This window comes from Dactylosporangium sucinum (assembly GCF_014647515.1).
Lineage (GTDB): Bacteria > Actinomycetota > Actinomycetes > Mycobacteriales > Micromonosporaceae > Dactylosporangium > Dactylosporangium sucinum.
The window spans coordinates 35,871-59,417 of record NZ_BMPI01000006.1 but is presented as its reverse complement, the minus strand read 5'-3'; the positions used below and the strand labels follow the sequence as shown (position 1 = coordinate 59,417).

General features: G+C 71.9%; 21 protein-coding genes and 1 tRNA gene. 10 read left to right on the top strand and 12 right to left on the bottom strand.

All coding sequences use genetic code 11. The annotated features are described in order from the left end of the window. The first annotated feature begins 13 nt into the window (after window positions 1-13). Window positions 14-625: a hypothetical protein gene (locus IEZ31_RS07460; protein WP_190249015.1), complete on the top strand. Its 612-nt coding sequence runs from the start codon at window positions 14-16 to the stop codon at window positions 623-625. Here IEZ31_RS07460 and IEZ31_RS07455 read toward each other — a convergent pair. The 7 genes from IEZ31_RS07455 to IEZ31_RS07425 form a co-directional block, all read right to left on the bottom strand. Continuing rightward, window positions 560-2,029, bottom strand: a complete 1,470-nt coding sequence (locus tag IEZ31_RS07455) for a hypothetical protein (RefSeq protein ID WP_229834416.1) — start codon at window positions 2,027-2,029, stop codon at window positions 560-562. The genes IEZ31_RS07460 and IEZ31_RS07455 overlap by 66 nt on opposite strands. Window positions 2,030-2,121: 92 nt before the next feature. Next, the gene (locus IEZ31_RS07450; RefSeq protein ID WP_190249014.1) at window positions 2,122-2,970 is read right to left on the bottom strand and encodes an ATP-binding cassette domain-containing protein; all 849 of its coding nucleotides are present in this window, start codon (window positions 2,968-2,970) and stop codon (window positions 2,122-2,124) included. A 4-nt stretch (window positions 2,971-2,974) separates the two neighbouring features. After that, on the bottom strand, window positions 2,975-4,084 hold the full coding sequence (locus IEZ31_RS07445) for a sensor histidine kinase (protein WP_190249013.1): 1,110 nt from the start codon (window positions 4,082-4,084) through the stop codon (window positions 2,975-2,977). After that, a complete protein-coding gene (locus IEZ31_RS07440) occupies window positions 4,081-4,716 on the bottom strand; it encodes a response regulator (RefSeq protein ID WP_229834410.1) in 636 nt (211 codons plus the stop codon). The genes IEZ31_RS07445 and IEZ31_RS07440 overlap by 4 nt, the downstream gene beginning before the upstream one ends. A gap of 10 nt (window positions 4,717-4,726) precedes the next feature. Beyond that, window positions 4,727-6,079: a diguanylate cyclase domain-containing protein gene (locus IEZ31_RS07435; RefSeq protein ID WP_190249012.1), complete on the bottom strand. Its 1,353-nt coding sequence runs from the start codon at window positions 6,077-6,079 to the stop codon at window positions 4,727-4,729. A gap of 74 nt (window positions 6,080-6,153) precedes the next feature. Next, window positions 6,154-6,492, bottom strand: coding sequence for a hypothetical protein (locus IEZ31_RS07430; protein WP_190249011.1), 339 nt, complete (start codon window positions 6,490-6,492; stop codon window positions 6,154-6,156). A gap of 9 nt (window positions 6,493-6,501) precedes the next feature. Further along, complete coding sequence (locus IEZ31_RS07425) at window positions 6,502-7,143, bottom strand: DM13 domain-containing protein (protein ID WP_190249010.1); 642 nt, start codon at window positions 7,141-7,143, stop codon at window positions 6,502-6,504. A gap of 91 nt (window positions 7,144-7,234) precedes the next feature. Here IEZ31_RS07425 and IEZ31_RS07420 point away from each other — a divergent pair, with 91 nt between their 5' ends. After that, complete coding sequence (locus IEZ31_RS07420) at window positions 7,235-7,639, top strand: four-helix bundle copper-binding protein (RefSeq protein ID WP_190249009.1); 405 nt, start codon at window positions 7,235-7,237, stop codon at window positions 7,637-7,639. A 69-nt stretch (window positions 7,640-7,708) separates the two neighbouring features. After that, complete coding sequence (gene nhaA, locus IEZ31_RS07415) at window positions 7,709-9,646, top strand: Na+/H+ antiporter NhaA (protein ID WP_229834473.1); 1,938 nt, start codon at window positions 7,709-7,711, stop codon at window positions 9,644-9,646. On the opposite strand, the gene IEZ31_RS07410 is transcribed toward nhaA, so the two are convergent. Both IEZ31_RS07410 and IEZ31_RS07405 read right to left on the bottom strand, forming a co-directional pair. Further along, window positions 9,561-10,103, bottom strand: a complete 543-nt coding sequence (locus IEZ31_RS07410) for a hypothetical protein (protein ID WP_190249007.1) — start codon at window positions 10,101-10,103, stop codon at window positions 9,561-9,563. The genes nhaA and IEZ31_RS07410 overlap by 86 nt on opposite strands. Continuing rightward, window positions 10,100-10,537, bottom strand: a complete 438-nt coding sequence (locus tag IEZ31_RS07405; protein ID WP_190249006.1) for a MarR family winged helix-turn-helix transcriptional regulator — start codon at window positions 10,535-10,537, stop codon at window positions 10,100-10,102. The genes IEZ31_RS07410 and IEZ31_RS07405 overlap by 4 nt, the downstream gene beginning before the upstream one ends. A 362-nt stretch (window positions 10,538-10,899) precedes the next feature. Between IEZ31_RS07405 and IEZ31_RS07400 the strand changes: the two genes are divergently transcribed. The 5 genes from IEZ31_RS07400 to IEZ31_RS07380 all read left to right on the top strand — a co-directional run bounded on the left by IEZ31_RS07400 (window position 10,900) and on the right by IEZ31_RS07380 (window position 16,187). Beyond that, window positions 10,900-12,894 (top strand): S8 family serine peptidase, encoded by a 1,995-nt coding sequence (locus IEZ31_RS07400; protein WP_229834409.1) that lies wholly within the window; start codon window positions 10,900-10,902, stop codon window positions 12,892-12,894. Between the two features lie 262 nt (window positions 12,895-13,156). After that, entirely contained in the window at window positions 13,157-14,323 is a 1,167-nt protein-coding gene (locus IEZ31_RS07395; protein WP_190249004.1) for a hypothetical protein, read from the top strand. Between the two features lie 206 nt (window positions 14,324-14,529). Beyond that, window positions 14,530-14,727, top strand: coding sequence for a hypothetical protein (locus tag IEZ31_RS07390; RefSeq protein ID WP_190249003.1), 198 nt, complete (start codon window positions 14,530-14,532; stop codon window positions 14,725-14,727). A gap of 571 nt (window positions 14,728-15,298) precedes the next feature. Then, a tRNA-Arg gene (locus IEZ31_RS07385) sits at window positions 15,299-15,374 on the top strand. 288 nt (window positions 15,375-15,662) lie between these two features. Then, window positions 15,663-16,187, top strand: coding sequence for a GNAT family N-acetyltransferase (locus tag IEZ31_RS07380; protein ID WP_229834407.1), 525 nt, complete (start codon window positions 15,663-15,665; stop codon window positions 16,185-16,187). Here the strand turns inward: IEZ31_RS07380 and IEZ31_RS07375 are convergent, their stop codons facing one another. From IEZ31_RS07375 to IEZ31_RS07365, 3 genes are read right to left on the bottom strand one after another with little or no spacing between them, the layout of a single operon-like run. Beyond that, window positions 16,188-18,383, bottom strand: coding sequence for an FtsX-like permease family protein (locus IEZ31_RS07375; protein ID WP_190249001.1), 2,196 nt, complete (start codon window positions 18,381-18,383; stop codon window positions 16,188-16,190). Further along, entirely contained in the window at window positions 18,380-19,045 is a 666-nt protein-coding gene (locus IEZ31_RS07370; RefSeq protein ID WP_190249000.1) for an ABC transporter ATP-binding protein, read from the bottom strand. Before IEZ31_RS07370 ends, IEZ31_RS07375 begins: the two co-directional genes overlap by 4 nt. Beyond that, window positions 19,042-19,566, bottom strand: a complete 525-nt coding sequence (locus tag IEZ31_RS07365) for a PadR family transcriptional regulator (protein WP_190248999.1) — start codon at window positions 19,564-19,566, stop codon at window positions 19,042-19,044. Before IEZ31_RS07365 ends, IEZ31_RS07370 begins: the two co-directional genes overlap by 4 nt. A gap of 109 nt (window positions 19,567-19,675) precedes the next feature. Between IEZ31_RS07365 and IEZ31_RS56150 the strand changes: the two genes are divergently transcribed. Together IEZ31_RS56150 and IEZ31_RS07345 are read left to right on the top strand one after the other, a co-directional pair. Beyond that, a complete protein-coding gene (locus IEZ31_RS56150; RefSeq protein ID WP_229834405.1) occupies window positions 19,676-22,717 on the top strand; it encodes a lamin tail domain-containing protein in 3,042 nt (1,013 codons plus the stop codon). 9 nt (window positions 22,718-22,726) lie between these two features. Next, on the top strand, window positions 22,727-23,479 hold the full coding sequence (locus IEZ31_RS07345; RefSeq protein WP_190248998.1) for a PP2C family protein-serine/threonine phosphatase: 753 nt from the start codon (window positions 22,727-22,729) through the stop codon (window positions 23,477-23,479). The last annotated feature ends 68 nt before the right edge of the window (window positions 23,480-23,547 follow it).

Here is a 23,547-nt window from a genome sequence, read left to right as displayed (position 1 = left end):
TGATACTCGCCTCGTGGACCGGCCGGGACTTCGCGTGTTCGCCCACCAGTTCCGGATCGGCGCGGCGGCGATCGCGGTCCTCGGCCTCATCCCCGGAAGGATCTCCGCCGGCGAGGCGGCGGCCACCTTCGGCGCCGGGCTCGTCATGTGCTGGGTCCTGCGCAAGGCGTCCGGAGCGACGTGGCGCGACACCTTCTGGCCGCGCCACGAGCGCGAACGCCCGCTCTGGGAGACCCTGCCGCCGAGCATCGAGTCGGTCCGCACGCTCGATCGGGCCGGCTACCGGGTCCAGGCGATCAAGATGTACCGGGGGCTCACCGGCGGGGGCCTCAAGGACGGCCTCGAAGCCGTGAAGGCCCTGTCGGCGGACGGCGGTCACAGTGCGGACCGTGGCCGGGCAGCCCGGGTGGCCGACCCGGCCAGCCACGGCGGCGGGCCGCCGGTCACGAAGCGTCAGCGCCGGTCGTCCACGCCCCGACGCACCCCTCGGGCGGAGGACCGGCTCGCGCGGCGGGAGGTCGTTCGCGCTGCGGCCACGAGCCGGTCCGTCGTCAACTCCCTAGCGGCGGGCGTGGCGGACGGCGGTCACGGACAGGACCGTGACGAGACAGCCCAGGGCGGCTGACCCGACCAGCCACGGCGGCAGGCCGCCGGTCATGAAGTTCAGCGATACGACGTCGTTGATGATCAGGTACCACCAGATCGTGTACAGCGCCTGGAACGTCCGGGCCGTGCCGGTCAGCGCGCCGAGCAGCAGCGCCAGCGCCGGGACGAACAGCGACGACGCCGCGAACGGCAGCGGCAGCTGCCAGGACGCCAGCGCGCCGAGGGCGGCCGTCAGCGCGGCCCCCGCCGCCCAGGAGGCGAGCAGGCGGGCGTGCGGGGACGGGTACGCCGCCAGGAACGTCGTCGTCCGGGTGCCCAGCCGCGACCAGAGCAGGATCGGCCAGACCCAGATCGCGGCCAGCGCCACCCCGGGCGGCACGGCGAGGGGCAGCCAGAACAGCACCGCCGCGCCCAGCCACCACCACCAGGGCGTGCCCTGCAGCAGGATGCGCAGTTCGCCCGCGAACAGCCGCAGGAAGCCGAACCCGTACGACGGCGGCGTCCGCGGGAGTCCGCGGTAGACAGCGTGCGGCGCCGGGACGTCACCGGCGCGGGACGACACCGGGCGGTCGAAGCGGTGGAACCACAGCGCCGGCAGAAGCGCAACGGCGACGGCGAGAACGAACACGATCGCGCGGCCTCCGATGTACGCCGGCTGCGCAGGAAGGCCGGGCCACTCGAACGTCTGCAACGGAGTGTCCACATAGGTCAGTCCCAGGCTGAACCCGCCGCCCGACAGGGTCGGCAGGTGCGGCAGGCCGACGCCGCCGAGCGGGGCCGACGGGGACTGGCCGCCCACCGCGCCGACCATCCACACGAAGAACCACAGGCTGTTGCCCAGGCCGCCGCGCAGGACCGGCGTCGTTTCGAACAGCACGGCGGCCGCCGCGGTCACGGCCAGCATGGGCAGCGCGATGCAGAGGTACGGGGTGAGCAGGCCGGGCAGGTCGAGCGCCCGTTCCTCGCCACGCAGCTGCTGCAGTGCGAGGGCCGTCGCGGCGAGGGTGGCGGCCATCGATGCCAGGAGCAGCACGTTGCCGAGGAACTTGCCGGCGAGATAGACGGGTGTGCGCAGCGGTGTCGACGCCAGCAGGTGGCCGACGCCCGTGCGCTCGTCCCGTGCGACCGCGTCCCGGACGAGGTAGAAGCCCACGAACGTCAGCCAGAGCGCGCTGGTCAGGGCCGTGACCAGCCCGACGTACGCGCCGGTGTAGATGCCCCGCCGCCCGCCGGCGTCGAGCACCACCCAGTGGGCGTCGGCGGCCGGCACCGCGAGCCAGCCCAGGCCGATCGCCGACAGGAGCATCAGGAGGTACCCCGGGCGCCGCGTCCGCTCGCGGAAGTCCGCGACTGCCAGGCCCCAAGCCGCGCGCACCGGCCACGCCGCGCGCACCGGCCACGCCGCGCGCTCTGGCGACGTCACGCGCCCTGGCGCCGCCGCAGGCCCTGGCGATGTCGCGGGCCCTGGCGATGTCGCGGGCCCTGGCGACGTCGCGCGCACCGGCCGTGCCGCGCTCATCGGTGCACCGCCGCCAGGTAGGCGTCCTCCAGGTCCGGCGCGACCGCCACGGCGCCGGGCAGCGGTGGCGCGGTGGCGAGCATCCGCACCCGGATGCCGCCGGGCACCCGGATCCGCCGGGTGGTGAGGAACCGGACCTCGGTCTCCGGCGGTACCACCGCCTCCCAAACGTGACCGTCCACCGTGCGCAGCAGCTCGTCGGGCGTGCCGGCGAACCGCAACCGGCCGTCCTTGACCACCGCGATCCGGCCCGCCACCGACTCGACGTCGGCCACGATGTGCGTCGACAGCAGCACCACCCGGTCGGCGGCGAGGTCGCTGAGCAGGTTGCGGAACCGGACCCGCTCCTCCGGGTCGAGGCCGGCGGTCGGCTCGTCGACGATCACGACGCGCGGGTCGGCCAGCAGCGTCTGCGCGATGCCGACCCGGCGCAGCATGCCGCCCGAGTAGCCGCCGAGCGGGCGCTTCGCCGCGTGCGTGAGGTTGACCAGTTCGAGCAGTTCGTCGATGCGCGTGCGGGCCGAGCGGGCGGACAGGCCCTTCACCGCGGCGAGGTACCCGAGGAACTCGCGCGCATTGAGGTTCGGATAGATGCCGAAGTCCTGCGGCAGGTAGCCGAGCGCGCGGCGCAGCCCGCCCGGGCGGGCGACCGCGTCGGCGCCCTCGAACCGGACCTGGCCGCTGGTCGGCCGGGTGACCGTCGCCGCGATGCGCAGCAGCGACGACTTGCCGGCGCCGTTCGGCCCGAGCAGGCCGAGCAGCCCCGGCCCGAGCCGCAGGGTGAGGCCGTCGACGGCGCGCTTCGATCCCCTGTAGACCTTCGTGATGTCGAGCAGTTCGAGCATGCGCTCAAGCGTCGGCGGGCGGCCGCTCCGGCACATCTGCCGAACGGGAGAGATCGCAGGTGACGCGCCACCCGCCCCGGTACGGCCCGGCGGCGAGCCCGGGCACGCGTTCGCGCAGCCCGGCCAGCCCGCTGCCACCCACTCTTGAGCGGCTCGTCTCCTTGTTGGGGCGTTCGCTCGTTTCCGATTGGAGGTTTCTGCTCGTTTCCTTTCGCGGGCTTCCGCTGTCGACGATCGTGAGCCGCCCGTCGCGATCGAGCGTCACGGTGACGGTGTCGGCGTCCGGCGCGTGCCGACGCACGTTGGTCAATGCCTCCACGACCACGTGATACCCGGCGGTACCGGCGGCGCTGCCGATCCGCACGTCGGGGTCCATGACGAGGGTCGCGCGGGTGGGGCCGCTCGCGTCGAACCGGGCGACGACACCGGGGATGTCCGCGAGCCCGTACCCGCGCATCGTGCGCACCAGCCGGTCCATGGCGTCGAGGGCGCGCTGCCCGGCCTCCTCGATCCTGCTGTAGGTGGCGTTGTCGGCGTCCTCGCGGCGCTCGAGCTGCGCGGCCTGCGCCTGCACGACGATCGCGGTGACCTCGTGCGCGACGAGGTCGTGCAGGTCGCGGGCCAGCCCGAGCCGCTGCTCCCGGCGGGCCTCCCCCTCCGCCCGCCGTCGCTTGTCGTCCCCGTATCTGAGATACAGCCCGAGGCCCGCGCAGGCGACCGCGACCGCGAACGCGGCGGCGACGAGCAGCACGGACCCGTCGAACCGGTTGCGGGGCACGTGCAGCGTCATCCGCAACGGCAGCAGGGTGAGGGCGAGACCGACGAGGATCGATTGCAGGACGGTGCCGCGGCGGCTGACGAGCACGAGCAGGAGGCCGAGCGCGGTGAACTCGACGGGCATCCACAGCCCCGGCGGCTGCGGCGGACCCTGATAGGCGCCATCGACGGCGAGTGACAGGACCGCCGCGGGCAGCGCGAGTTGCGGCACGATCAGGGCGACGACCGCCCCGACGCCGGCCACCGCCGGCAGGATCCCGGCCAACCCGGTGAGCGGGACCGCGCACAGCCCGACCAGGACCGCGAGCCCCACGGCGACCCACCGCCACGGCTTCACGGCGCGACGTTCCCGCTGTCCCAGGCCCAGACGGCGATCCCGACCCGGTTGCGCACGGCGAGCTTGCGCTGGATGGCCGCGACGTGCGTCTTGACCGTCCCGGCCGAGATGAACAGCTCGGCGGCGATCTCCGCATTGGTCCGCCCGGCCCCCACGTGCGCGGCCACCTCCAGCTCACGCTCCGTCAGGGGCTCCACGAGGGCGGCCCGCGGCGGCCGCGGCCCGGTGACGTGCTTGAGCAGCCGGACGGTGACCTCCGGGCTGATGAGGCTGTCCCCGTCGACGGCCGCCCGCACGGCGGCGACGAGCAGCGCGGGCCCGGACCGCTTGAGCAGGAACCCGGAGGCCCCGAGCCGCAGCGCGGGGTACACGTACTCGTCGAGGTCGAACGTGGTCACCACGACGACCCGGGTGGACGACCCGGCGAGCTCGCGGGTGACGGCGAGCCCGTCCATGCGCGGCATCCGCACGTCGACAAGCGCGACGTCGGGCCGCAGCTCACGAACGACCGCCACGGCCTCGACCCCGTCCCCGGCCTCCCCGACCACCTCGACGTCCCCGGCCGCCTGGAGGATCCGCCGCAGCCCGTCCCGCACCATGGCCTGGTCGTCGGCAATGACCACCCGAATCACGCTGTCGAGGCTACGCGGCCCTCGGGTGGGCCAGCGGCTTCCCGCGGTGCATCGCCGCGTCCGCCGCCGCCATCACCTCGTCCGGGTCGGCGGCGTCGGCCGACAGGCCGTATCCGACGGTGCCGCGCACGAACACGCGCTTGCCCGACAGGTCGAACGGGCGGTCGAACGTCGCCAGTAGGGCGGCCGCGGAGCGCTCCGTCGCCGCGCGGTCGGCGCCGGGGCACAGCACCGCGAACTCGTCGGCGCCCAGCCTGGCCACGACGGCGCGGCCGTGGGCGGCCGCCCGCAGGCGGTGGCCGACCGCGGCGAGCAGCTCGTCGCCGACGCGGTGCCCGTGGGTGTCGTTGATCGCCTTGAAGTCGTCGAGGTCGACGAGGAGCACCGAGTACGGCTCGACGGAAGCGTTCAGATGCTGCCAGAGCATGGCCCGGTTCGGCAGCCCGGTGAGCGCGTCGTGGTACGCGGCGTGGTGCAGGGACTCCTCGTACGACCGCTGGGCGCTGACGTCGAGCAGGGCGAACACCGTGCCGGCGCCGTCGGCCTCGGCACCCATCGGTACCGTTTCGATCAGAATGTCGCTGCTGGAACCGCCGGGGCGCAGCAGCCGGACCTCCAGCGCCGACGCCTCGGCACCGGCCACGGCGGCGAGGTCGACCGGGCGTCCGTCGAGGCCGACGAACCGCAGGTCGGCGAGGCGCGTGCCGGACCCGGGCGACCAGCCGAGCAGGTCGCCGGCGGCGGGGTTGGCCATCATGACGGCGCCGACCGGGTCGGTGACGACGACCGGGAAGGGCAGTCTCCGCAGTACCGCGTCGAGCAGCGCGCGCTGCGAGCGGTGCTGCTCCTGGACGCGCAGCACCAGCGCGCGCAGGCACGAGACCATCACGGTGACGACGGCCAGCATCACCAGCGTGGCCGGGAAGACGGTGATGCGCGGTTCGATGACGGTGGCGGCGATCAGCATCGCGACGTAGCCGGCCGCCAACGGCAGCATGCGGAGGGCGGGGCTGGTCGCCGCGCGGTACAGCACCATCAGGAAGATCGGTCCGAGCAGCGGGCGCTCGTCGCCCAGCCCGACCGCGACGGCGAGCATCGCGAGGCATTCGGCGGCGTCGACCCACACCGGCACCGGCCGCCGCCGCGCGTACTCGATCGCGCGCAGCATCGTCACGAACGCCAACGCCGCGCACGCGTTCGCGATCGTTGCGGGCGGCCGGTCGAGCGTCCCGACCTGGATCATCGACGCCAGATTGATCGCCACGAGCGTGACCAGGGCTATCAGGCGCATCGTGCGCAGCACGTCACGACGCGACGACCCGATCACCTTGCCCCACACGGGGCGCAACCGCAGCGAAACCACGCGGCCAGCATCGTCACCGGCGCGCGCACCTTCGAGAGCTTCCGGGGTGCGGTTCGGTTCCTACGGTTCGGCGTTCACACGATCCACCACGTGACGATGCCGGCGACGGTGAGCAGCGCGCCGACGGTGATCACGAGCGCCCAGCGGGCCCGCTCGACGTGGTGGTGGTACCCGGCGACGGCGGCCGTGGCCAGCCCGAGTACGAAGGCCACGACCGCCATCAGGTGGAGGAACAGGTCCGTGACGAGGGTCGCGAACCCCTCGGGCGAGCCGAACGAGTCCCGGTACATCAGCTCGGCCAGGGCCAGCCCGACGAGCGCCAGGCCGGTGAGCATGCCCAGCGTCCTCGCCGCCGGTCCGGCGCCGCTGTTGCTGTTGGGCGCCCAGTCCGCCGGGATCTCATCGCGATCCATGGCGGGACGCTACCTCCCCGGCGCCGCCAGCGGGGCCGCGCCGAACGACACCGAGAAGCGTTTGCACCAGATGGTGACGCTTCGGTACTGCTGGAGATCGGTCGAGGCGGGGATCGCGTACGTCTGGTCGCCCTTGTTGCCCTTGAGCTTGCCCAGTTCCAGCCATCGCCCGTCGTCGAAGACGCTCCAGTCGTTCGTGACGGGCTGGTCGGTCAGCCAGACGCGCAGGTCGGGGCCGTCGGAGGTGTCGAGGCCGGCGATCTCCAGACGGTGGGTGCCGTCGGGGAACCGGATGATCCGGGCGGTACCGCTCGTGTGGTGCTCGTGCGCGACGAATGCCCCCTCGGCGACCAGGGCGGGCGCGGCGCCCGCCCCGGCGGCGCTCGCCCCCGCGGCCCCTGCCTCGCCGGCGGCTCCGTTTCCGACTTCGGCCGTGCTCCCGCCTGCGGCCGTGCTCCCGCCAGCGCCGTTGTTGCCGTTCGTCTGGCCGTTCCCGCCCGCGTTCGGGCTCCCGGGCGTCGCCGACGTCGATGTCAACGCATCGTTGACCGTCGTATTGGTCAGCAGGCGCCACGGCGCGAACCAGTACAGCCCGAATCCCAGCGCCACCGCGAGCACCACTGCGGCGCCGATCAGCGCACGACGTCTCATGCCATCGAGTGAACCGATCGCCCGGCCGGGTCGCCAGATGCCAGACCCTTACCGGCCGCTTACGGTCGCCGAAGGCGGGTAGATGCCCGGCATGACGACCACGATGCCGATGCTCGAAACGTACCCACAGCCCATCGACGTCGACCGGAGCGCGCTCGCCACCGCGATCGACATCATCGCCAGCTGCGGCCAGACCTGCACCGCGTGCGCCGACGCGTGCCTCGGTGAGGAGATGGTCGATCGTCTGGCGACATGCATCCGTCTCGATCTCGACTGTGCGGACGTGTGCGCCGTGACCGCGCGGATGCTCGCGAGGCACACGGGAGCGAACGCCGCCGTCATCCGGGCCCAGCTCGAGGCGTGCGCCGCCGCCTGCCGGGCCTGCGCCGACGAGTGCACCAAGCATGCGGCCATGCACCAGCACTGCCGGATCTGCGCCGAGATGTGCCGGCGCGCCGAGCAGGCCTGCCGGGACCTGATGTCACTCTCGATGTGACGTTCGATGTGACGCTTGCTCTGACGCTTGATGTGACCGAGAACGCCAGGTGAACCCGTCGGCTGCGGCATAGGCTGGGCCGCTGTGGCCGACGGGGCGACTGGGCGAACGCTCTGGCGACGCGATGTGACGGCGCCGTTGCGGGCATTCGTGCGCACCGAAGCCGGCAGCGCAGGCGTGCTCGTAGCGGCGATCGTCGTCGCGCTGGTGTGGGCGAACGTCGATCTCAGCTCGTACGACCGGATCTGGAGCACAACGCTCAGCGTCCGGCTGGGCGGCGCGGAGCTCGCGCTGGACCTGCGCACGTGGGTCAACAGCGGCCTGATGACCCTGTTCTTCCTGGTCGTCGGCCTGGAGGCGCGCCGCGAGCTCGACCTCGGCGACCTGCGCGACCGCCGCCGCTTCCTGCTGCCCGGCCTGGCCGGCGTGCTGGGGATGATCATTCCGGTCGCCATCTACCTGGCCGTCAACGCGTTCGCCGGTGCCGGTCATGCAGGCGGCGCGGGCCTCGTCGGCTGGGGCGTGGCCATGTCGACCGACACCGCGCTGGCCCTCGGCCTCCTCGCCCTGCTCGGCCGGGGTGTCCCCGACCAGGTCCGCGTGTTCCTCCTGACAGTGTTCGTCGTCGATGACCTGATAGCGCTGGTCGTCATCGCCACGGCGTACTCCGAAGCGATCGCGTTCACGCCGCTGCTGTTCGCGGTCGTCGTCTTCGCCGGCATCCTGGGGCTGCGCGCGCTCGGCGTGCGCCGCGCCGCCGCGTACGCCGCGCTCGGCATCCTGCTCTGGCTGTGCCTGATGGAGAGCGGCGTCGATCCCGTCGTGGCCGGCCTGGCGATCGGACTGACCGCCACCGCGTACACGCCCGCCCGGACCGCCCTCGAAGCGGCGAGCGGCCTGTTCAAGCTGTTCCGCGAGCAGCCGACGGCCGAGCTGGCCCGCACCGCCAGCCTCGGCCTCACGCAGACGCTGTCGCCGAACGACCGCCTCCAGCGCCTGTACCACCCGTGGAGCAGCTACCTGATCGTCCCGCTCTTCGGCCTGGCCAACGCCGGCATCGCCATCGATGGATCATTTCTCGCCCGCGCATTCACCTCGCCCATCACCCTGGGAATCATCGCCGGCTATGTCATCGGCAAGCCGATCGCCGTGGCCGGCACGTCCTGGCTGGTCTCGGCGCTGTCCGGCGGCCGCATCCGCCCCGCGGTCGGCTGGGCCGGCGTGCTGGGCAGCGGCACGATCGCCGGCATCGGGTTCACGGTCGCCCTGCTGATCGCGAGCCTCGCGTTCGAGGACCGCCCGGACGAGCTCGCCGAGGCCAAGATCGGCGTCCTGTCGGCCGCGGTGCTCGCGTCGACGCTGACGTGGCTGGTGTATCGCATGACCGCCCTCCTCCCGAAACACCGGCGCGCGCGAGCACTCCTCGGCGACGTGGAGCAGCTGGTCGACCTCATCCCGGCGGTCGACGAGGAGCGCGACCACGTCCGCGGCGCCGCGACCGCGTCGGTGACCGTCGTCGAGTACGGCGACTTCCAGTGCCCGTACTGCGGCCAGGCCGAACCCGCCGTCCGCGAGCTGCTGGCGGACGCCGACCTGCAGTACGTCTGGCGCCACCTCCCGCTCGGTGACGTGCACCCGCTTGCGCAGCTGGCCGCCGAGGCGTCGGAGGCAGCCGCCGCGCAGGGCGGGTTCTGGGCGATGCACGACCTGCTGCTGGCGCATCAGGACGAGCTGCGGCCGGCCGACCTGTTGCGGTACGCGGACCAGCTGGGCCTGGACTCCGAGCGCTTCCACGAGGACCTGATGCGGCACGTCCACGAGCCGCGGGTCGCGCAGGACCTGGAGTCGGCCGACCTGAGCGGCGTGAGCGGCACCCCGACGTTCTTCATCAACGGCCGCCGCCACTACGGCGCCTACGACATCACGACCCTGACGGCGGCCGTAAGGGAAGCTCGCGCTCGAGCGCTGCTGCAAACGCATCCGGCTCGTCGGCGTAGAAGCGAATGAGCCCGCCGTCCGCGGTGTGCAACTCGACGTTGGTCTGCCCGGACACGACCAGCGAAACGGTCTGCCCGTCGACGAGGCGCATCTTGTTCTCGGAGTGGTATCGCTTGCCGACCCTTGCCGTGCTCAACGCGTCCCAGGGCACGAACTCCTCGACGAAGAACCCTTGCCGCAGCCGAATGCCGTCGCCGTCGATCGTGTGCGGATTGACCTTGTATCCGGCGAGAATCCCGAACATCCAGACCAGCCCGTAGACGGACAACACATCGACGATGATCCGCACAATCTTCCACGGCAGAATGAGGTGCAGGGCAACGGTCTCCACCGCGGAGACGATGATGAAGGCCCAGAGCACGGCGTTGAGCGGCTTGATGTAGGTATACCCACTGGGCCCCTGACGGCGAATCCAGCGGTACAGGCTGAGCCACATCCGCGACTCGTAGGCCAACCACCTGCTCACAGCGCCCCCTTGATCCTGCCGACGATCTCGTCCAGCCCTCGGGTGAGTGATTCGAACTGCTCCTGCGGCATCCCGTCGAACAGCAGCGTGGTGAACTCCAGCTGCTCCCGCTCTAATCGCTCGACGATGTCGGTCCCGGCGCCGGTGAGCTCGACGAGCGTGGCCCGCCGATCGGTGGGGTGCGGCGTCCGCCGGACCAGGCCGGCGGCCTCGAGCCCGTCCACGAGCCCGGTGACGTTCCGCGGCGTGACGTGCCGAGCGGCGGCCAGCTCCCGCTGCGTCATGGGCCCCTGTTGCCGGATGGTCCAGAGCACCCCGGCCCGGCTGTCACTGAGATGGTCCTGCTCAAGCCGCTTGCTCATGTCCTGCCCAAGCAGGACGACAAGCTCCAGCACAAGCCCGAGCGCCCGTTCCCGCGCCGCCTGATCGGCCATGATTGGTGAGCCTCCTACATGGTGTAGTGACTTCACTATACACCATGCGTGGGCCTGGTTGGGGTGGAAGGCAGCCACATTGCATTTCGACATAGCGCGTTTTCACGCTTCATAGGCGAACTCATCGCCACGGCAGAAGCCCTTAGGCCGCGTTCGGCCGGACCCGGAGAAATAGGTGTTCCCGAGCGGTAGTGACCATCCGCCGTACAGACGAGTGAATTTCGGCTGGCCGCACCAATACGATCACCGAACCCCGATCACAACACGGGTTACCCCCGTTTCGCAGGAGGCCAGGATTGAACTCCCGGTTACCCAGGTATGCCCTGTTCGCCGCGACAGCGGCAACGACCGTCGTGGTGGGCGTGACAATCGCGCCCGTGGCCGCGACGGCCGAAACCACCGGCCCTAACCTCAGCTACGTCGTCAACGCGGTGAGCAAGGAGCGGACGGCGGACGCCGCCGCCGCCGTCACCGCGGCCGGCGGCACGGTGACGGTGTCGTACGCCCAGATCGGCGTGGTCATCGCACGCTCCACCAACCCCTCGTTCGTCCAGGCGGTGAAGGGCGCCGCCCACGGCGACGCCGTCCTCTCCGTCGGCGCGACCCGGACCGCGGCCCTGCCCGCCCTGGCCGAGGACGGCGAGGCCGTCGAGGACTACGCGCCGGACGCGATGGAGAACACGACGCGCCAGAGCGACATGGTCCTCATCGGCGCGCGCGCGGCGCATGAAGTCGGCCTCGGCAGCGCGACCGTCACGGTCGGCGTCCTCGACGACGGCATCGACGCCAACCACCAGGACCTTGCGCCGGTGGTGGACCAGTCGAAGTCCGTCAACTGCGTCGGCACCGGCGCTCCCGACACGACGCCCGGCGCGTGGCGACCCACCAGCCTGACCGCCGACTACCACGGGACGCACGTGGCCGGGACCATCGCCTCGGCCAAGAACGGCGTCGGCATCGTCGGCGTCGCGCCCGGCGTGAAGCTGGCCTCCATCAAGGTGGTCAACTCCGACGGCTTCATCTACCCGGAGTACGCCATCTGCGGCTTCGTCTGGGCGGCGGAGCACGGCATCCAGGTCACCAACAACAGCTACTACATCGACCCGTGGCTGTACTGGTGCGACAGCCAGGCCGACCAGGCGCCGGTCGTCGAGGCGGTCCGTCGAGCAGTGGGCTACACCACCGCCAACGGCATCCTCAACATCGCGGCGGCGGGCAACGAGAACCAGGACCTCAGCAACAAGACGGTGGACACGACGAGCCCCGACGACACCACGCCGGTGCGCCGCACGCTCGACCCGAGCTGCCTCAACCTGCCGAGCGAGCTGCCCGGCGTGGTGTCGGTCTCCTCCACGACCCAGCCGACCGCCCCCGCGGCGGCCGTCGGGCCGTGGGCGCCGGGCCTGACCACGCAGCCGGCCCGGTCGTCCTTCTCGAGCTTCGGTCTCGGGGCGGTGGACGTGGCCGCACCAGGTTCGAGCATCTACTCCACCTCCCCGTCCACCGGGGTCAGCAGCTACCGGACGCTCTCGGGCACCTCGATGGCGTCGCCGCACGTCGCGGGCGTCGCCGCGCTGCTGGTGTCCAAGCACCCGGGCGCAACCCCCGACTACATCGCGGAACTGCTGCGCAAGCAGGCGATCCCGCTTGCCTGCCCGACCTCCGGCACCGACTACACCCAGGGCCGGTGCAAGGTGGACCCCGCGAACCCGTCGGTCAACGGCTTCTTCGGACACGGCCTGGTCAACGCCTACAAGGCCGTCACCGAGGCGGAAGACGTGACCCCGCCGACCGTGGCGGTCGCCGGCGTCACCCAGGGCCAGCGGATCACGCTGGGTACCTCGGTGACGCCCTCCTGCACGACGACCGACGCCGACAGCGGCGTGGCGAAGACCGCGACCCTGTCCGTCACCGGCGGCCCGCAGGTCGGCTACTTCACCGCCACGTGCTCCGGCGCCCGTGACCGCGCCGGCAACACGGCGGCCCCGGTCAGCGCCACCTACCAGGTGGTGTTCGGCTGGCGCGACTTCGGCTCGCCGATCAACGTCGACAAGCTCAACGTCGTGAAGGCCGGCAGCGCGATCCCGGTGAAGTTCGGCCTCTCCGGCAACCAGGGCCTGAACATCTTCACCGGCGGCGCCCCGACGATGCAGCCGGTGGCGTGTGACACGTCGGCACCGCAGGACCCGGTGGAGGCGACGGTCACGGCGGGTTCGAGCTCGCTGACCTACGACGCGGCCTCCGACCAGTACAACTACGTCTGGAAGACCCAGAAGACCCAGGCGAAGACGTGCGGGCAGCTCGTCGTCACGCTGATCGACGGCACCACCCACACCGCGAACTTCATGTTCACCTGACAGCCGACCGAAAGTGGCGGCCCGGAGGCAGTTGCCTCCGGGCCGCCGTCATTCCCACGATTGTGCAGAACACGTGCACGGCAAAGCAGTCCAGCCGCAGACGCCGATCGGGAGTCCGTCGATGGCCGGGGCTATCCTTCCGCGTGGCGATCTGCCACCGGGCCGGGAGCAAGCGGTTGCGATCCTGGACCTTCCCTTGCCCGATCCGCCGCCTGACGGTGCGCGGTGGATCGAGGCGTACCGGCACTGGGGCGGATGACCTGTGAGCGAGTATCAGTACTACGAGTTCGTGGCGATCGACCGGCAGCTGACGGCGGCCGAGCAGGGCGAGCTGCGGGCGGTGTCGACACGTGGCCGGATCAGCGCGTCGAGCTTCGTCAACGACTACCAGTGGGGTGACCTGAAGGCCGACCCGCGCCAGTGGATGGAGCGGTACTTCGACGCCCACCTGTACCTCGCGAACTGGGGCACTCGCCGGATCGCGCTGCGGCTGCCGGTACAACTGCTGGATCCGGATCTCGCGGCGACGTACTGCGTGGGTCACTCCGCGTCCTCGTGGGCCACGGACGAGCACGTGATCCTCGACCTGTACAGCAGGGACGAGGACGGCGACGAAGAGTGGTGGGACGACGAAGCCGCACTGGCGTCGATCGTTCCGGTCCGGGCGGAGCTGGCCGCCGGCGACAACCGGCTGCTGTACCTGGCGTGGCTGTTGTGCGTGCAGGACCGGGAGCTGGACGAGGACGAGTTGGAGCCGGCCGTCCCGCCCGGCCTCGCCGAGCTGTCCGGGCCGCTGCGCAGCCTCGCCGACTTCCTGCGCCTGGACCAGGACCTGCTCGACACCGCGGCCCGGGCCAGCGCGCCCCTGACCACGAAGGCGCCTTCGGCGGCAGCGCTGACCAAGTGGGTGCGACGGCTGCCGGAGGCGGACAAGGACCAGGCCATCGTGCGGCTGCTGCGCGGCGACGGCACGCACCTGCGCGCCGAGCTGCTGCGCCGGTACGGCGGCGGGACGGCACCGGAGGCCGTGCGCGGCGGCCGGACGGTGGGCGAGTTGCTGGCCGGTGCCGAGACGCGCTGGGCGGACCGGCAGCGACTGGCCGAAGAGCGTAAGGCGGCCGAACAGGCCCGCCGGGAGGCAGCGGCCGCGGCCGCCCGCGAGCAGCGCCTCGACGCGCTGGCCGCGGACCCGGAGCGGGCGTGGCGGCAGGTGGCGGAGCTGATCGCGACCAAGAAGCCGAAGGAGTACGACGCGGCGGTCGCGCTGCTGGTCGACCTGGAGGCACTCGGCGAACGCGACGGCCAGCGCAAGGCGTTCCGCGGGCGGATCCACCAGCTGCGTCAGGAACACGCCCGCAAGCCGAGCCTGCTGGACCGCCTGGAACGCGCCGGCCTCATCGCGAGCGCAGCCAGCGGAGCGACGACGTGAGCGCAGCCTCGACGGCTTGGATCAGCCGTCGTCGCCCCTGGACGGCGGCGATTGCGTCGTTTCCGGTGCCAATGCATGGTCGAGACCGAGCCGAACCCGTGGTTCCGAGACACTCTTGAGACATCGACGACTATTTGTTAACTTACCTAAGAGTTGGCCCATAGCTGAGGAGTGCTATGAAACGAGCCCTGTTCAGAATCGCCGTCGTGGCCACCGGAGCGGTCGCCATCGGCGGCGTCATCGCATCTCCGGCCAGCGCCGGCGTCTACGGCGTCTACCCCAGCGCAGAGTCGTGCAACCACGTCGGCCAGACGTACACCGGCGTGCTCTGGAACTACTACTCCTGTTCCCCGGCTACCGGGGGGAGCGGCAACCTCTGGGCTCTGTGGGCCCCGGGGTACTAGGCCGCGTTCAGAAGTGCCGGAGCCCTCGATGCAGGTCCGGCGGGCGTCGGTGATGGCGAGGTCTCCGGAGAAGACGAGCGGAGACCTCGTGGCCGCCGCAGCGATGACGAAACGCTCGGCCCTCGCGCCTGAAGCGGCGACCGGTACAGGTCACGGGCAGCGGCGGGGAGCCGCCACGCCGGTCCTACTGACCGTGACGGCTCCCGTACCGGTGAACGGCGAACCCAATCACCGACCCCAGCCCGCCTAGCCGGCCGATCGACCGCGCTCCTGACCGGGCCCGACTGAACCGGCCCAGTCACGTGCGCAGAACAGCGTGGCGGAACGTCGACGCCCTCGACCTCGATGTCGTCGCTGCGGGCAGAAGGCTCGACATGCACTCAACGGACGGTGCCAACCCGAGCCACGGGAGTCAGGCCGGCGACCGAACGGACATCGCCATGTCGCAAACCGGCATGGTGTGACCGGCGTGCCGTCCCATCAGCACAAACACGCCCGAGGCCAGCTGAGGGTGTCTCGGCCGACATATGCCGAAGCAGGTCAACGGCAGGCTCGGTACACTGTGCTCCGCGCCCTCGTAGCTCAGGGGATAGAGCAACGGTTTCCTAAACCGTGTGTCGCAGGTTCGAATCCTGCCGGGGGCACCAGGTCAGGGGCTTGATCAGGGGTTATTCGATCTTCTTGCGGGGCTTCCGTGCCCGCCGCGGGCCCGTAGTCTCTCGGGCGACCTTGTCCAGGTGCACCGCCACCTGGTCGTCGGCCCCGTCCATCGCGCGGGCGTACTGGTCGTGACGCTGGCGTTGGCGTGCCCGAGCCGGCGGGCCACGACCAGGCACGCGGAGGGAGCGGGGAGCGGAGAGTGCGGGCGCTGAGCTGACACCGAGACGGACGAACTCCCGAGCGCCTCGTGTTGCCTCGATGGCACCATGGCATGCGTGGACGTGCGCGTTGTGCATTCTTCGGCGTTGGCGATCCAGGAGCACCGCCGGATCCGCCGCCTGCTCGACACCGCCTTCGGCGGGCGGTTCGGCGACGACGACATGGACCATGCGCTCGGTGGGCTGCATGTGCTCGTCGAGGATGACCAGCAGCTCGTCGGGCACGCCTCCGTCGTCCAGCGGCGGCTGTTCCACCAGGGGAAGGCGCTGCGCGCGGGGTACGTCGAGGCTGTTGCCGCGCATCCGCAACGACACGGGCACGGTGCGCGGGTCATGGCCGAAGTTGAGCGAATCGTTCGCGGCGGATACACGATCGGTGCGTTGTCGGCGTCCGAGGGCGCCGTGGAGTTCTACCGGCGGCGCGGGTGGGTCCGTTGGGAGGGGCCGACCGCGGTCCTGGCTCCCGACGGGCTCACCCGCACCCCCGACGACGATGACAGCACCTACGTGCTCAGGGTCGAGGACGGCGTCGACATCGCGGGGCTCATCGCCTGCGACTGGCGCGACGGAGACGTCTGGTAACTACTCGTTGCGAGCCGTCTCCGGGCCGGTCAGACGGCGCAGCAGCGGCAGCGTCGTGCCGATGATGACCAGCGACACCACCAGCCCGCCGGCGACCATCGCGTAGAACGACGGTGGCGGGGCCAGCAGCGAGTAGTCGAGCTGTGCGCGCAGGAACAGGTGCGCGGCCAGCAGTCCCATGCCGATCGCGACCGCCGCCACCAGGAGGAGCGGCACGACGGCCTCCAGCGCCACCACGCCGCGCAGGGTGTTCAGTTGGACCCCGGTCAGCCGCAGCAAGCTGAACGGCCGCTTCCGATCGCTCAGCCCGCCGGCCACGCTGACGGCCAGGCTGCAGCCCGCGATCGGCAGGCTGCACAGCATGATGACGTTCGCAAGCTGCTGGAACTGCACGAGCAGCCGCGCCGAGTCGGCCTCCCACTCGCCGACCGAGGACGGGAACCACTGCGTGGCCGGGAACGCGCGAATGAGCATCGTCCGCGCACGTTCGAACGCCGCCCGGTCGGTGGTGTTGACGACCACGGACTGGACCGGCAGCGTCTCCAACGAGGCGGCCGGGACCGGTGAAGCATCCCACTCGATCGTGTCGCGCAGCGAGAAGGCCCGCGGCCCGATCAGGTCATGCCACACCGCCGCGACCGCGGCGCCCGGCGGGCACGCGCCGAACACCTGCAGGCGGGCCAGCTCGGCGCAGGTGACGAGGCCCGTCGGGCCGGGCGCTTCCGGACCCTGGCGCACCAGCGTGACGCTGCTGACGCCGGGGATGCTCGCGAGACCGGCCGGGACGTCGGCGGCGGTCGGCTGCGGGCCGTCCTCCGCCCAGAAGTTGAGCGACAACGACGTCGCGGCGACCGAGTCGGTGCGGGGCTCGCCGCGGTTGGCGACGTACGTGGTGATCGCCCCCGTCGCCGCCGCGGTGATGAACAGGGCCACGATGAGCCCGCTCACCGAGCGGAACCCCGCCTTCGGGTTGTCGGCGAGCCGGCGCCCGGCGATGAGCGCGGCGGGGCGGCGCGCCCGGCCGGCGAGCACCCGCGCGCCGAGCATGGTGAGCCACGGGCCGGCCAGCACGAGGCCGGTCAGGATGAGGACGAAGCCGGTGAGGTACGCCAGGATCTGCTGGTTCGACGTGTCCGGACGCCGGCCGATGAACCAGGCCAGCTCGGCGACGCCGGCCACGAGCGGGACGAGCCGCCAAGCACCGGGCGGCCGAGGGGTCACCCGGCGGGTCACGCCCAGCGGGGAGATCTGCACGCGGCGCAGGGCCAGCCAGGCCGCCACCACCGCGCCGGCCGGGATGCCGAGGGCGACCGCCAGCACGTCGAGCGGCGTCAGCGCGAGGTCGGCCCGGAAGAACCGCTCGCCGGTGAACGGGGCCAGGGCGAGCGCCGGCCGGACCGCGGCGAACAGCAGGAACCCGGCGGCCGTGCCGATGAGCGCGGCGACCGTCGACTCCACGGCCGAGATGTGCGCGATCTGCCGCGGGGTGGCGCCGATCAGGCGCATCGCGGCGAACCGCTGCTCGCGGCGGGCGGCGGCCAGCCGGGTCGCGGTGCCGATGAACATGAGCACCGGGAACAGCAGCGCGGCGGCCACGACCGAGAGGATGAGCGCCATGCCGTCCTGGTTGATGCCGACGATGCAGCGGGTGCAGTCGCTCGGGTCGGTGGCCATGATCTGGTTGACCCTCACCGCGCCGAGCTCCTCCAGCGTCGCCGGCGGCCGGCCGATGACGATGATGAGCGAGTCGGGCGAGGGCAGCGCCGCGTCGCCGATGATGCCGGCCCGCCGGCCGGGGAAGCGGTCGCCGAGTTCGGCGGCGGGCACCGAGTCGAGCAGCTTCGCCAGCGCGGGAGAGACGTAGTACTCGCCGTCGGCGGGCAGGTGGGGGATTCCCGGCGGTACCGGCGAATCCGCGGCCAGCCCGGCGACCTCGATCCGGCCGATGGACTCGCCGCGGTAGTAGTCCTTGCGCGCCAGCCACCAGAGCTCGGCGCCGGAGCCCTGCGTGGAGCTGGGCGCGGTCATGGTGTTCAGCCAGGCGTACCGGAGGTTCTGCGCCCCGACGGCGTTCATGCCCGCGAGCGTCGCCAGCAGCATGCCCACCCCGAGCGTGACCGCGGCGGCGATGATGACCAGCCGGGCCGCGGCCTCCCGCCCGCCGGCGAGGGCCAAACGAACAGCAAACGTCGTCATGAGTGCACCAATGCGTTCACTTTGCCGTCGCGGACGATGACCTGGCGGTCGGCGTACGCGGCGACGCGGGCCTCGTGCGTCACGAGCACGACGGTCGTGCCCTGCTCGCGCGCGGACGCGACGAGAAGGTCCATGACCTGCTCGCCGGTGAGCGAGTCGAGCGCGCCGGTCGGCTCGTCGGCGAACAGCACGCCCGGCTTCGCGACCAGGCCGCGGGCCAGCGCGACCCGCTGGGCCTGCCCGCCGGACAGCTCGCCGGACCGGCGCCGTTCCAGGCCGGCCAGGCCGAGCCGCTCGAACCAGGGCCGGGCCTCGCGCAGCGCGTCCGGCCGCTTCGCGCCGCCGAGCAGCAGCGGGAGCGCGACGTTCTCCTCCGCGGTGAGCTCCGGGACGAGCTGGCCGAACTGGAACACGAACCCGAACCGGTCGCGGCGCAGCACGCTGCGCGCGGTCTCGTCGAGCGTGTCGACCCGGCGGCCGTCGAAGTGGATCTCACCGGAGTCGGGGACCAGGATGCCGGCCAGGCAGTGCAGCAGCGTCGACTTGCCGGAGCCGCTCGGGCCCATGACGGCGACGATCTCGCCGGCCGCCACCGACAGGGTCGCGCCGCGCAGGGCCGGGGTCTCGCCGAAGGACAGGACGACCTCGCGGGCCTCGATCATCGCTTGACCACCTTCCGGAGTGCGTCGAGCCGGGCGATCGTGGTGTCGATCCAGTGCAGGTCGGCCTCCAGGTGGAACAGGCCGTGGTCGGCGAGCAGCGCGTCGACGAGGTTGCCGCCGCGCTTGATCGTCGTGAGCTCCTGCATGCGCTTGAGGTGGGTGGCGCGCTGGCTGTCGAGGTACTCCTCGGCGGGCCGGCCCAGCATCAGCGCCAGCACCACCTTGGTGAACAGCACCGACTGCAGGTTGGGCTCGGCCTCGACCGGTTCGGTCAGCCAGGCGTCGACCTCGGTCGCCCCGAGCTCGGTGATGACATACCGCTTGCGATCCGGCCCGACCCCCGGCTCGACGTCGCCGATGACGACCTTCCCGTCCCGCGCGAGCCGCCCCAGCGTGGCGTAGACCTGCCCGAACGGCAGCGGCTTGCCGCGGCTGAAGAACGTGTCGTAGTCGCGCTTGAGGTCGTAGCCGTGGCTGGGCTCGCGCTCGATCAGGCCGAGCAGGGTCAAGGGGACGCTCATGCGCCGACCATACCCTGAGCGTATACCTCGCGTATATATCCTCGGGGTACATTCACGCTGTTCGTGATCTGTTCACGTCGCGGTAGCCGGTGTGCCCGACGCTCAGCGGGTGCGCACACCACGGTTACTCGTCGCGGCCCTGGCCGCGCTCACCCTGCCGCTGCTCGGCACCGCCGCCCCCGCCGCGGCTGAGGACGCCTCGGGCGTCGTGATCAACGAGGTCGAGTCCAGCGGCGGCACCCCGGGCGACTGGGTCGAGCTGGCGAACACCGGCGCGGCCGACGTCGACCTGTCCGGCTGGATCCTCAAGGACAACGACGACAGTCACGTCTTCACGATCCCGGCCGGGACCACGATCACCGTCGGCGGCTACCTGGCGCTGGACGTCGAGGTCGCCTACGGCCTCGGCGGCGCCGACTCGGCCCGGCTCTTCCGCCCCGACGGCGTCACGCTCGTCGACTCGTACTCCTGGACCACGCACGCCGCCACCACCTACGGCCGCTGCGGCGGTGGGTTCACCACGACGACCTCGCCGACCAAGGGCGCGGCGAACGACTGCTCGGTCCCGGTGCGGATCAACGAGGTCGAGTCCAACGGCGGCTCGCCCGGCGACTGGGTCGAGCTGGTGAACATCGGTGGCGCGCCGGTCGACGTGTCCGGCTGGATCGTCAAGGACAACGACGACAGCCACGTCTTCACGATCCCGGCGGGAACGACGATCGCCGCCGGCGGCTACCTCGCCCTGGACGTCGAGGTGTCGTACGGCCTGGGCGGCGCCGACTCGGCCCGGCTCTTCCTGGCCGACGGCGTCACGCTCGTCGACTCGTACTCCTGGACCACGCACGCCGCCACCACCTACGGCCGCTGCGGCGGCGCGTTCACCACGACGACCTCGCCGACCAAGGGCGCGGCGAACGACTGCTCGACGCCGGTCCGCATCAACGAGGTCGAGTCCAACGGCGGCACGCCGGGCGACTGGATCGAGCTGGCGAACACCGGCGCCACCCCGGCCGACGTGTCGGGCTGGCTGCTCAAGGACAACGACGACACCCACGTGTTCACGATCCCGGCCGGAACGACGATCGCCGCGGGCGGTTTCGCCGCGTTCGACGTCGAGACCGCGTACGGGCTCGGCAGCGCGGACTCGGCGCGCCTGTTCAAGCCGGACGGCACGCTCGTCGACTCGTACTCCTGGACGGCGCACGCGACCACCACGTACGGCCGCTGCGGCAACGAGTTCACCACGACGACCGCCCCCACCAAGGGCGCGGCCAACGCCTGCCCCGGGCAGACGCCCGCCTCGCCCTGGCCGGGCGGCAGCGAGATCACGACCGTCGACGAGGCGAACGTCTTCGGCGGCAACATGAGCGGCCTGACGTTCCAGGGAAGCACCCTGTGGGCGGTCAAGAACGGCCCCGGCACCCTGTACCGGCTCGCCTTCGACGGCACCAAGTGGACACCGACGCTCACTGCGGCGCTGCACTACGGCGACGGCACCGGCGACCTCGACGCGGAGGGCGTGACGGTGACGGACAACGGCGTGTTCGTGTCGACCGAGCGCAACAACGCCAACAGCGGCGTCAGCCGGCCGGCGATCGAGCGCTTCGCCGTCGTCGAGGGCGCGACCAGCCTCAACGCGAACGCCGAGTGGAACCTCACCGCCGACCTGCCGGTCGTGGGCGCCAACCTCGGGCTGGAGGGCATCACGTTCGTGCCCGACGCGGTGCTGACCGCCGGCGGCTTCGTCGACGAGCACACGGGCGCGAAGTACGACCCGGCCACCTACCCCAACCACGGCGGCGGCATCTTCTTCGTCGGCGTCGAGGCCAACGGCACCGTCTACGGCTACGCGCTCGACCAGGCCGGCGGCGCGTTCACCCGGGTCGCCACCATCGTCAGCGGCTTCCCGGGCGTGATGGACCTGCAGTTCGAGCCGGAGACCTCCCACCTGTGGGTGGTCTGCGACGACACGTGCCAGGGCCGCACGGCGACGTTCGATCTCGACGCAACCGGCCGCTACTCGCTCACGAACCTCTACGAGCGCCCGGCCGGCATGCCCAACTACAACAACGAGGGCTTCGCCATCGCCCCGCAGTCGGCGTGCGTCGCCGGCCGCAAGCCGGTCGTGTACGCCAACGACTCCAACGACGAGGGCCACGCGCTGCGCGCCGGCACGCTGCCGTGCACCGTGCCCGACTCGGACGGCGACGGCATCGACGACCCGGTCGACACCGGCGACAACACGTTCACCGGCGGCCGGATCCTCGACCGCAAGGGCCGGACGATCCACGTCGACGCCGCGTTGACCGTCACCGTCGGCGCGGGCACCGAGCCGGCGCTGTTCCAGCTCGACGGCAGCACCGCGACGATCGCGCTCACCGAGGGCACGTACAACGTCAAGAACGCGGTCGCCACCATCGCCGGCGGCCCCGCCGTCGTGACCGTCACGGTGAAGTCGACGCCGATCCTCATCACGGTCGGCGCGGGCGGCTCCGTCACCTACACCGATGCGCTCACCGGCATCCAGCAGTCCGGCCCGGTGGCGATCCGCGCGGCGAGCCAGCCGGCCGACGCCTGCGCCGGCATCGCGATCCAGAACGTCATCGTCGGTGGCACCGGCAACGAGCAGCTCTCCGGTACCGCGGGCAACGACCTGATCCTCGGCCGCGGCGGCAACGACGTGGTCGCCGGCAAGGGCGGCACCGACTGCATCACCACCGGCCCCGGCAACGACACGATCACCACCGCCGACGGCGGCGACTGGATCGACGCCGGCGGCGGCAACAACGTGATCAACGCGGGCGGCGGCGACAACGTCATCACCGCGGCGTCGGGCAACGACACCATCACCGCCGGCGCCGGCAACGACCGGATCGCGGCCGGCGGCGGCAACAACGTCATCAACGCCGGCGACGGCGCGAACGTCGTCACCACCGCGTCCGGCAACGACACCATCGTGACCGGCGCGGGTGACGACATCATCGACGCGGGCAACGGCAACAACACCGTCACCGCCGGCGCCGGCAACGACCGGATCGGCACCGGCAGCGGCAACGACACCGTCGACTGCGGCGCCGGCACCGACGACGCCTACGTCGGCAAGGGCAACAACACCAACGCGGGCAACCGCTGCGAGACCTACGGGGTGTAGTTTTCGCGCATGGCATGCGTCCGGTGCGGCGGGACCGTCGCACCGGACGGCTATTGCTGGGACTGCGGCCACGCCCAGCCGCTGCACCGGGCCCGGCTCGAGACCGCGATCACCGGCGCCGCGGCGGTCACCGACCGCGGCCTCCGTCGCGGCGTCAACGCCGACGCGATGGCCCTGACGACGGCCGGCCCCTGGACGATCGGCGTGGTCGCCGACGGCATCTCGATGACCCCGCGCCCCGAGCGTGCCGCCCAGGTCGCGGTGGCGTGCGGCGCCGAACGGCTGGCCGCCCGCCTGATCGCCGGGGCATTGCCCGAGGAGGCATTGGAGGACTCGGCGGTACGGGCGGGTGCAGCGGTCGCCGCCCTGAACGGACCCGGCTGCACCTACGCGGCGGGCATCGCCGGGCCGGCGGGCATCTGGGCGACGGGCGTCGGCGACAGCCGCGCGTACTGGCTGCCGTCGAGCGGCCCCGGCACGGCGCTCACCGCCGACGACACCGGCGACCTGGACACGATCTCCGCGTGGCTCGGCGCGGGCGCCCCGCCGCCGCGGCCGCAGGCGCACAGCCACCGCCCGCACGTGCCCGGCACGCTCCTGCTCTGCACCGACGGCCTCTGGCGATACCTGCCGGGCGCCGGCGACCTGCGTGCCCGGCTGCGCGGGCCTGCGCCGCTCGACGACGCGCGCGCCCTCGTCGGCCACGCGCTCGCCGCCGGCGGGCGGGACAACGTGACCGCACTCGTGATCGCCGTAGGCTGATCGGCCAGGTCGGATCTGGACACCTACGCCCTGTACACCTGGGGCAACTTCATCCGCGAGGTCGGGCT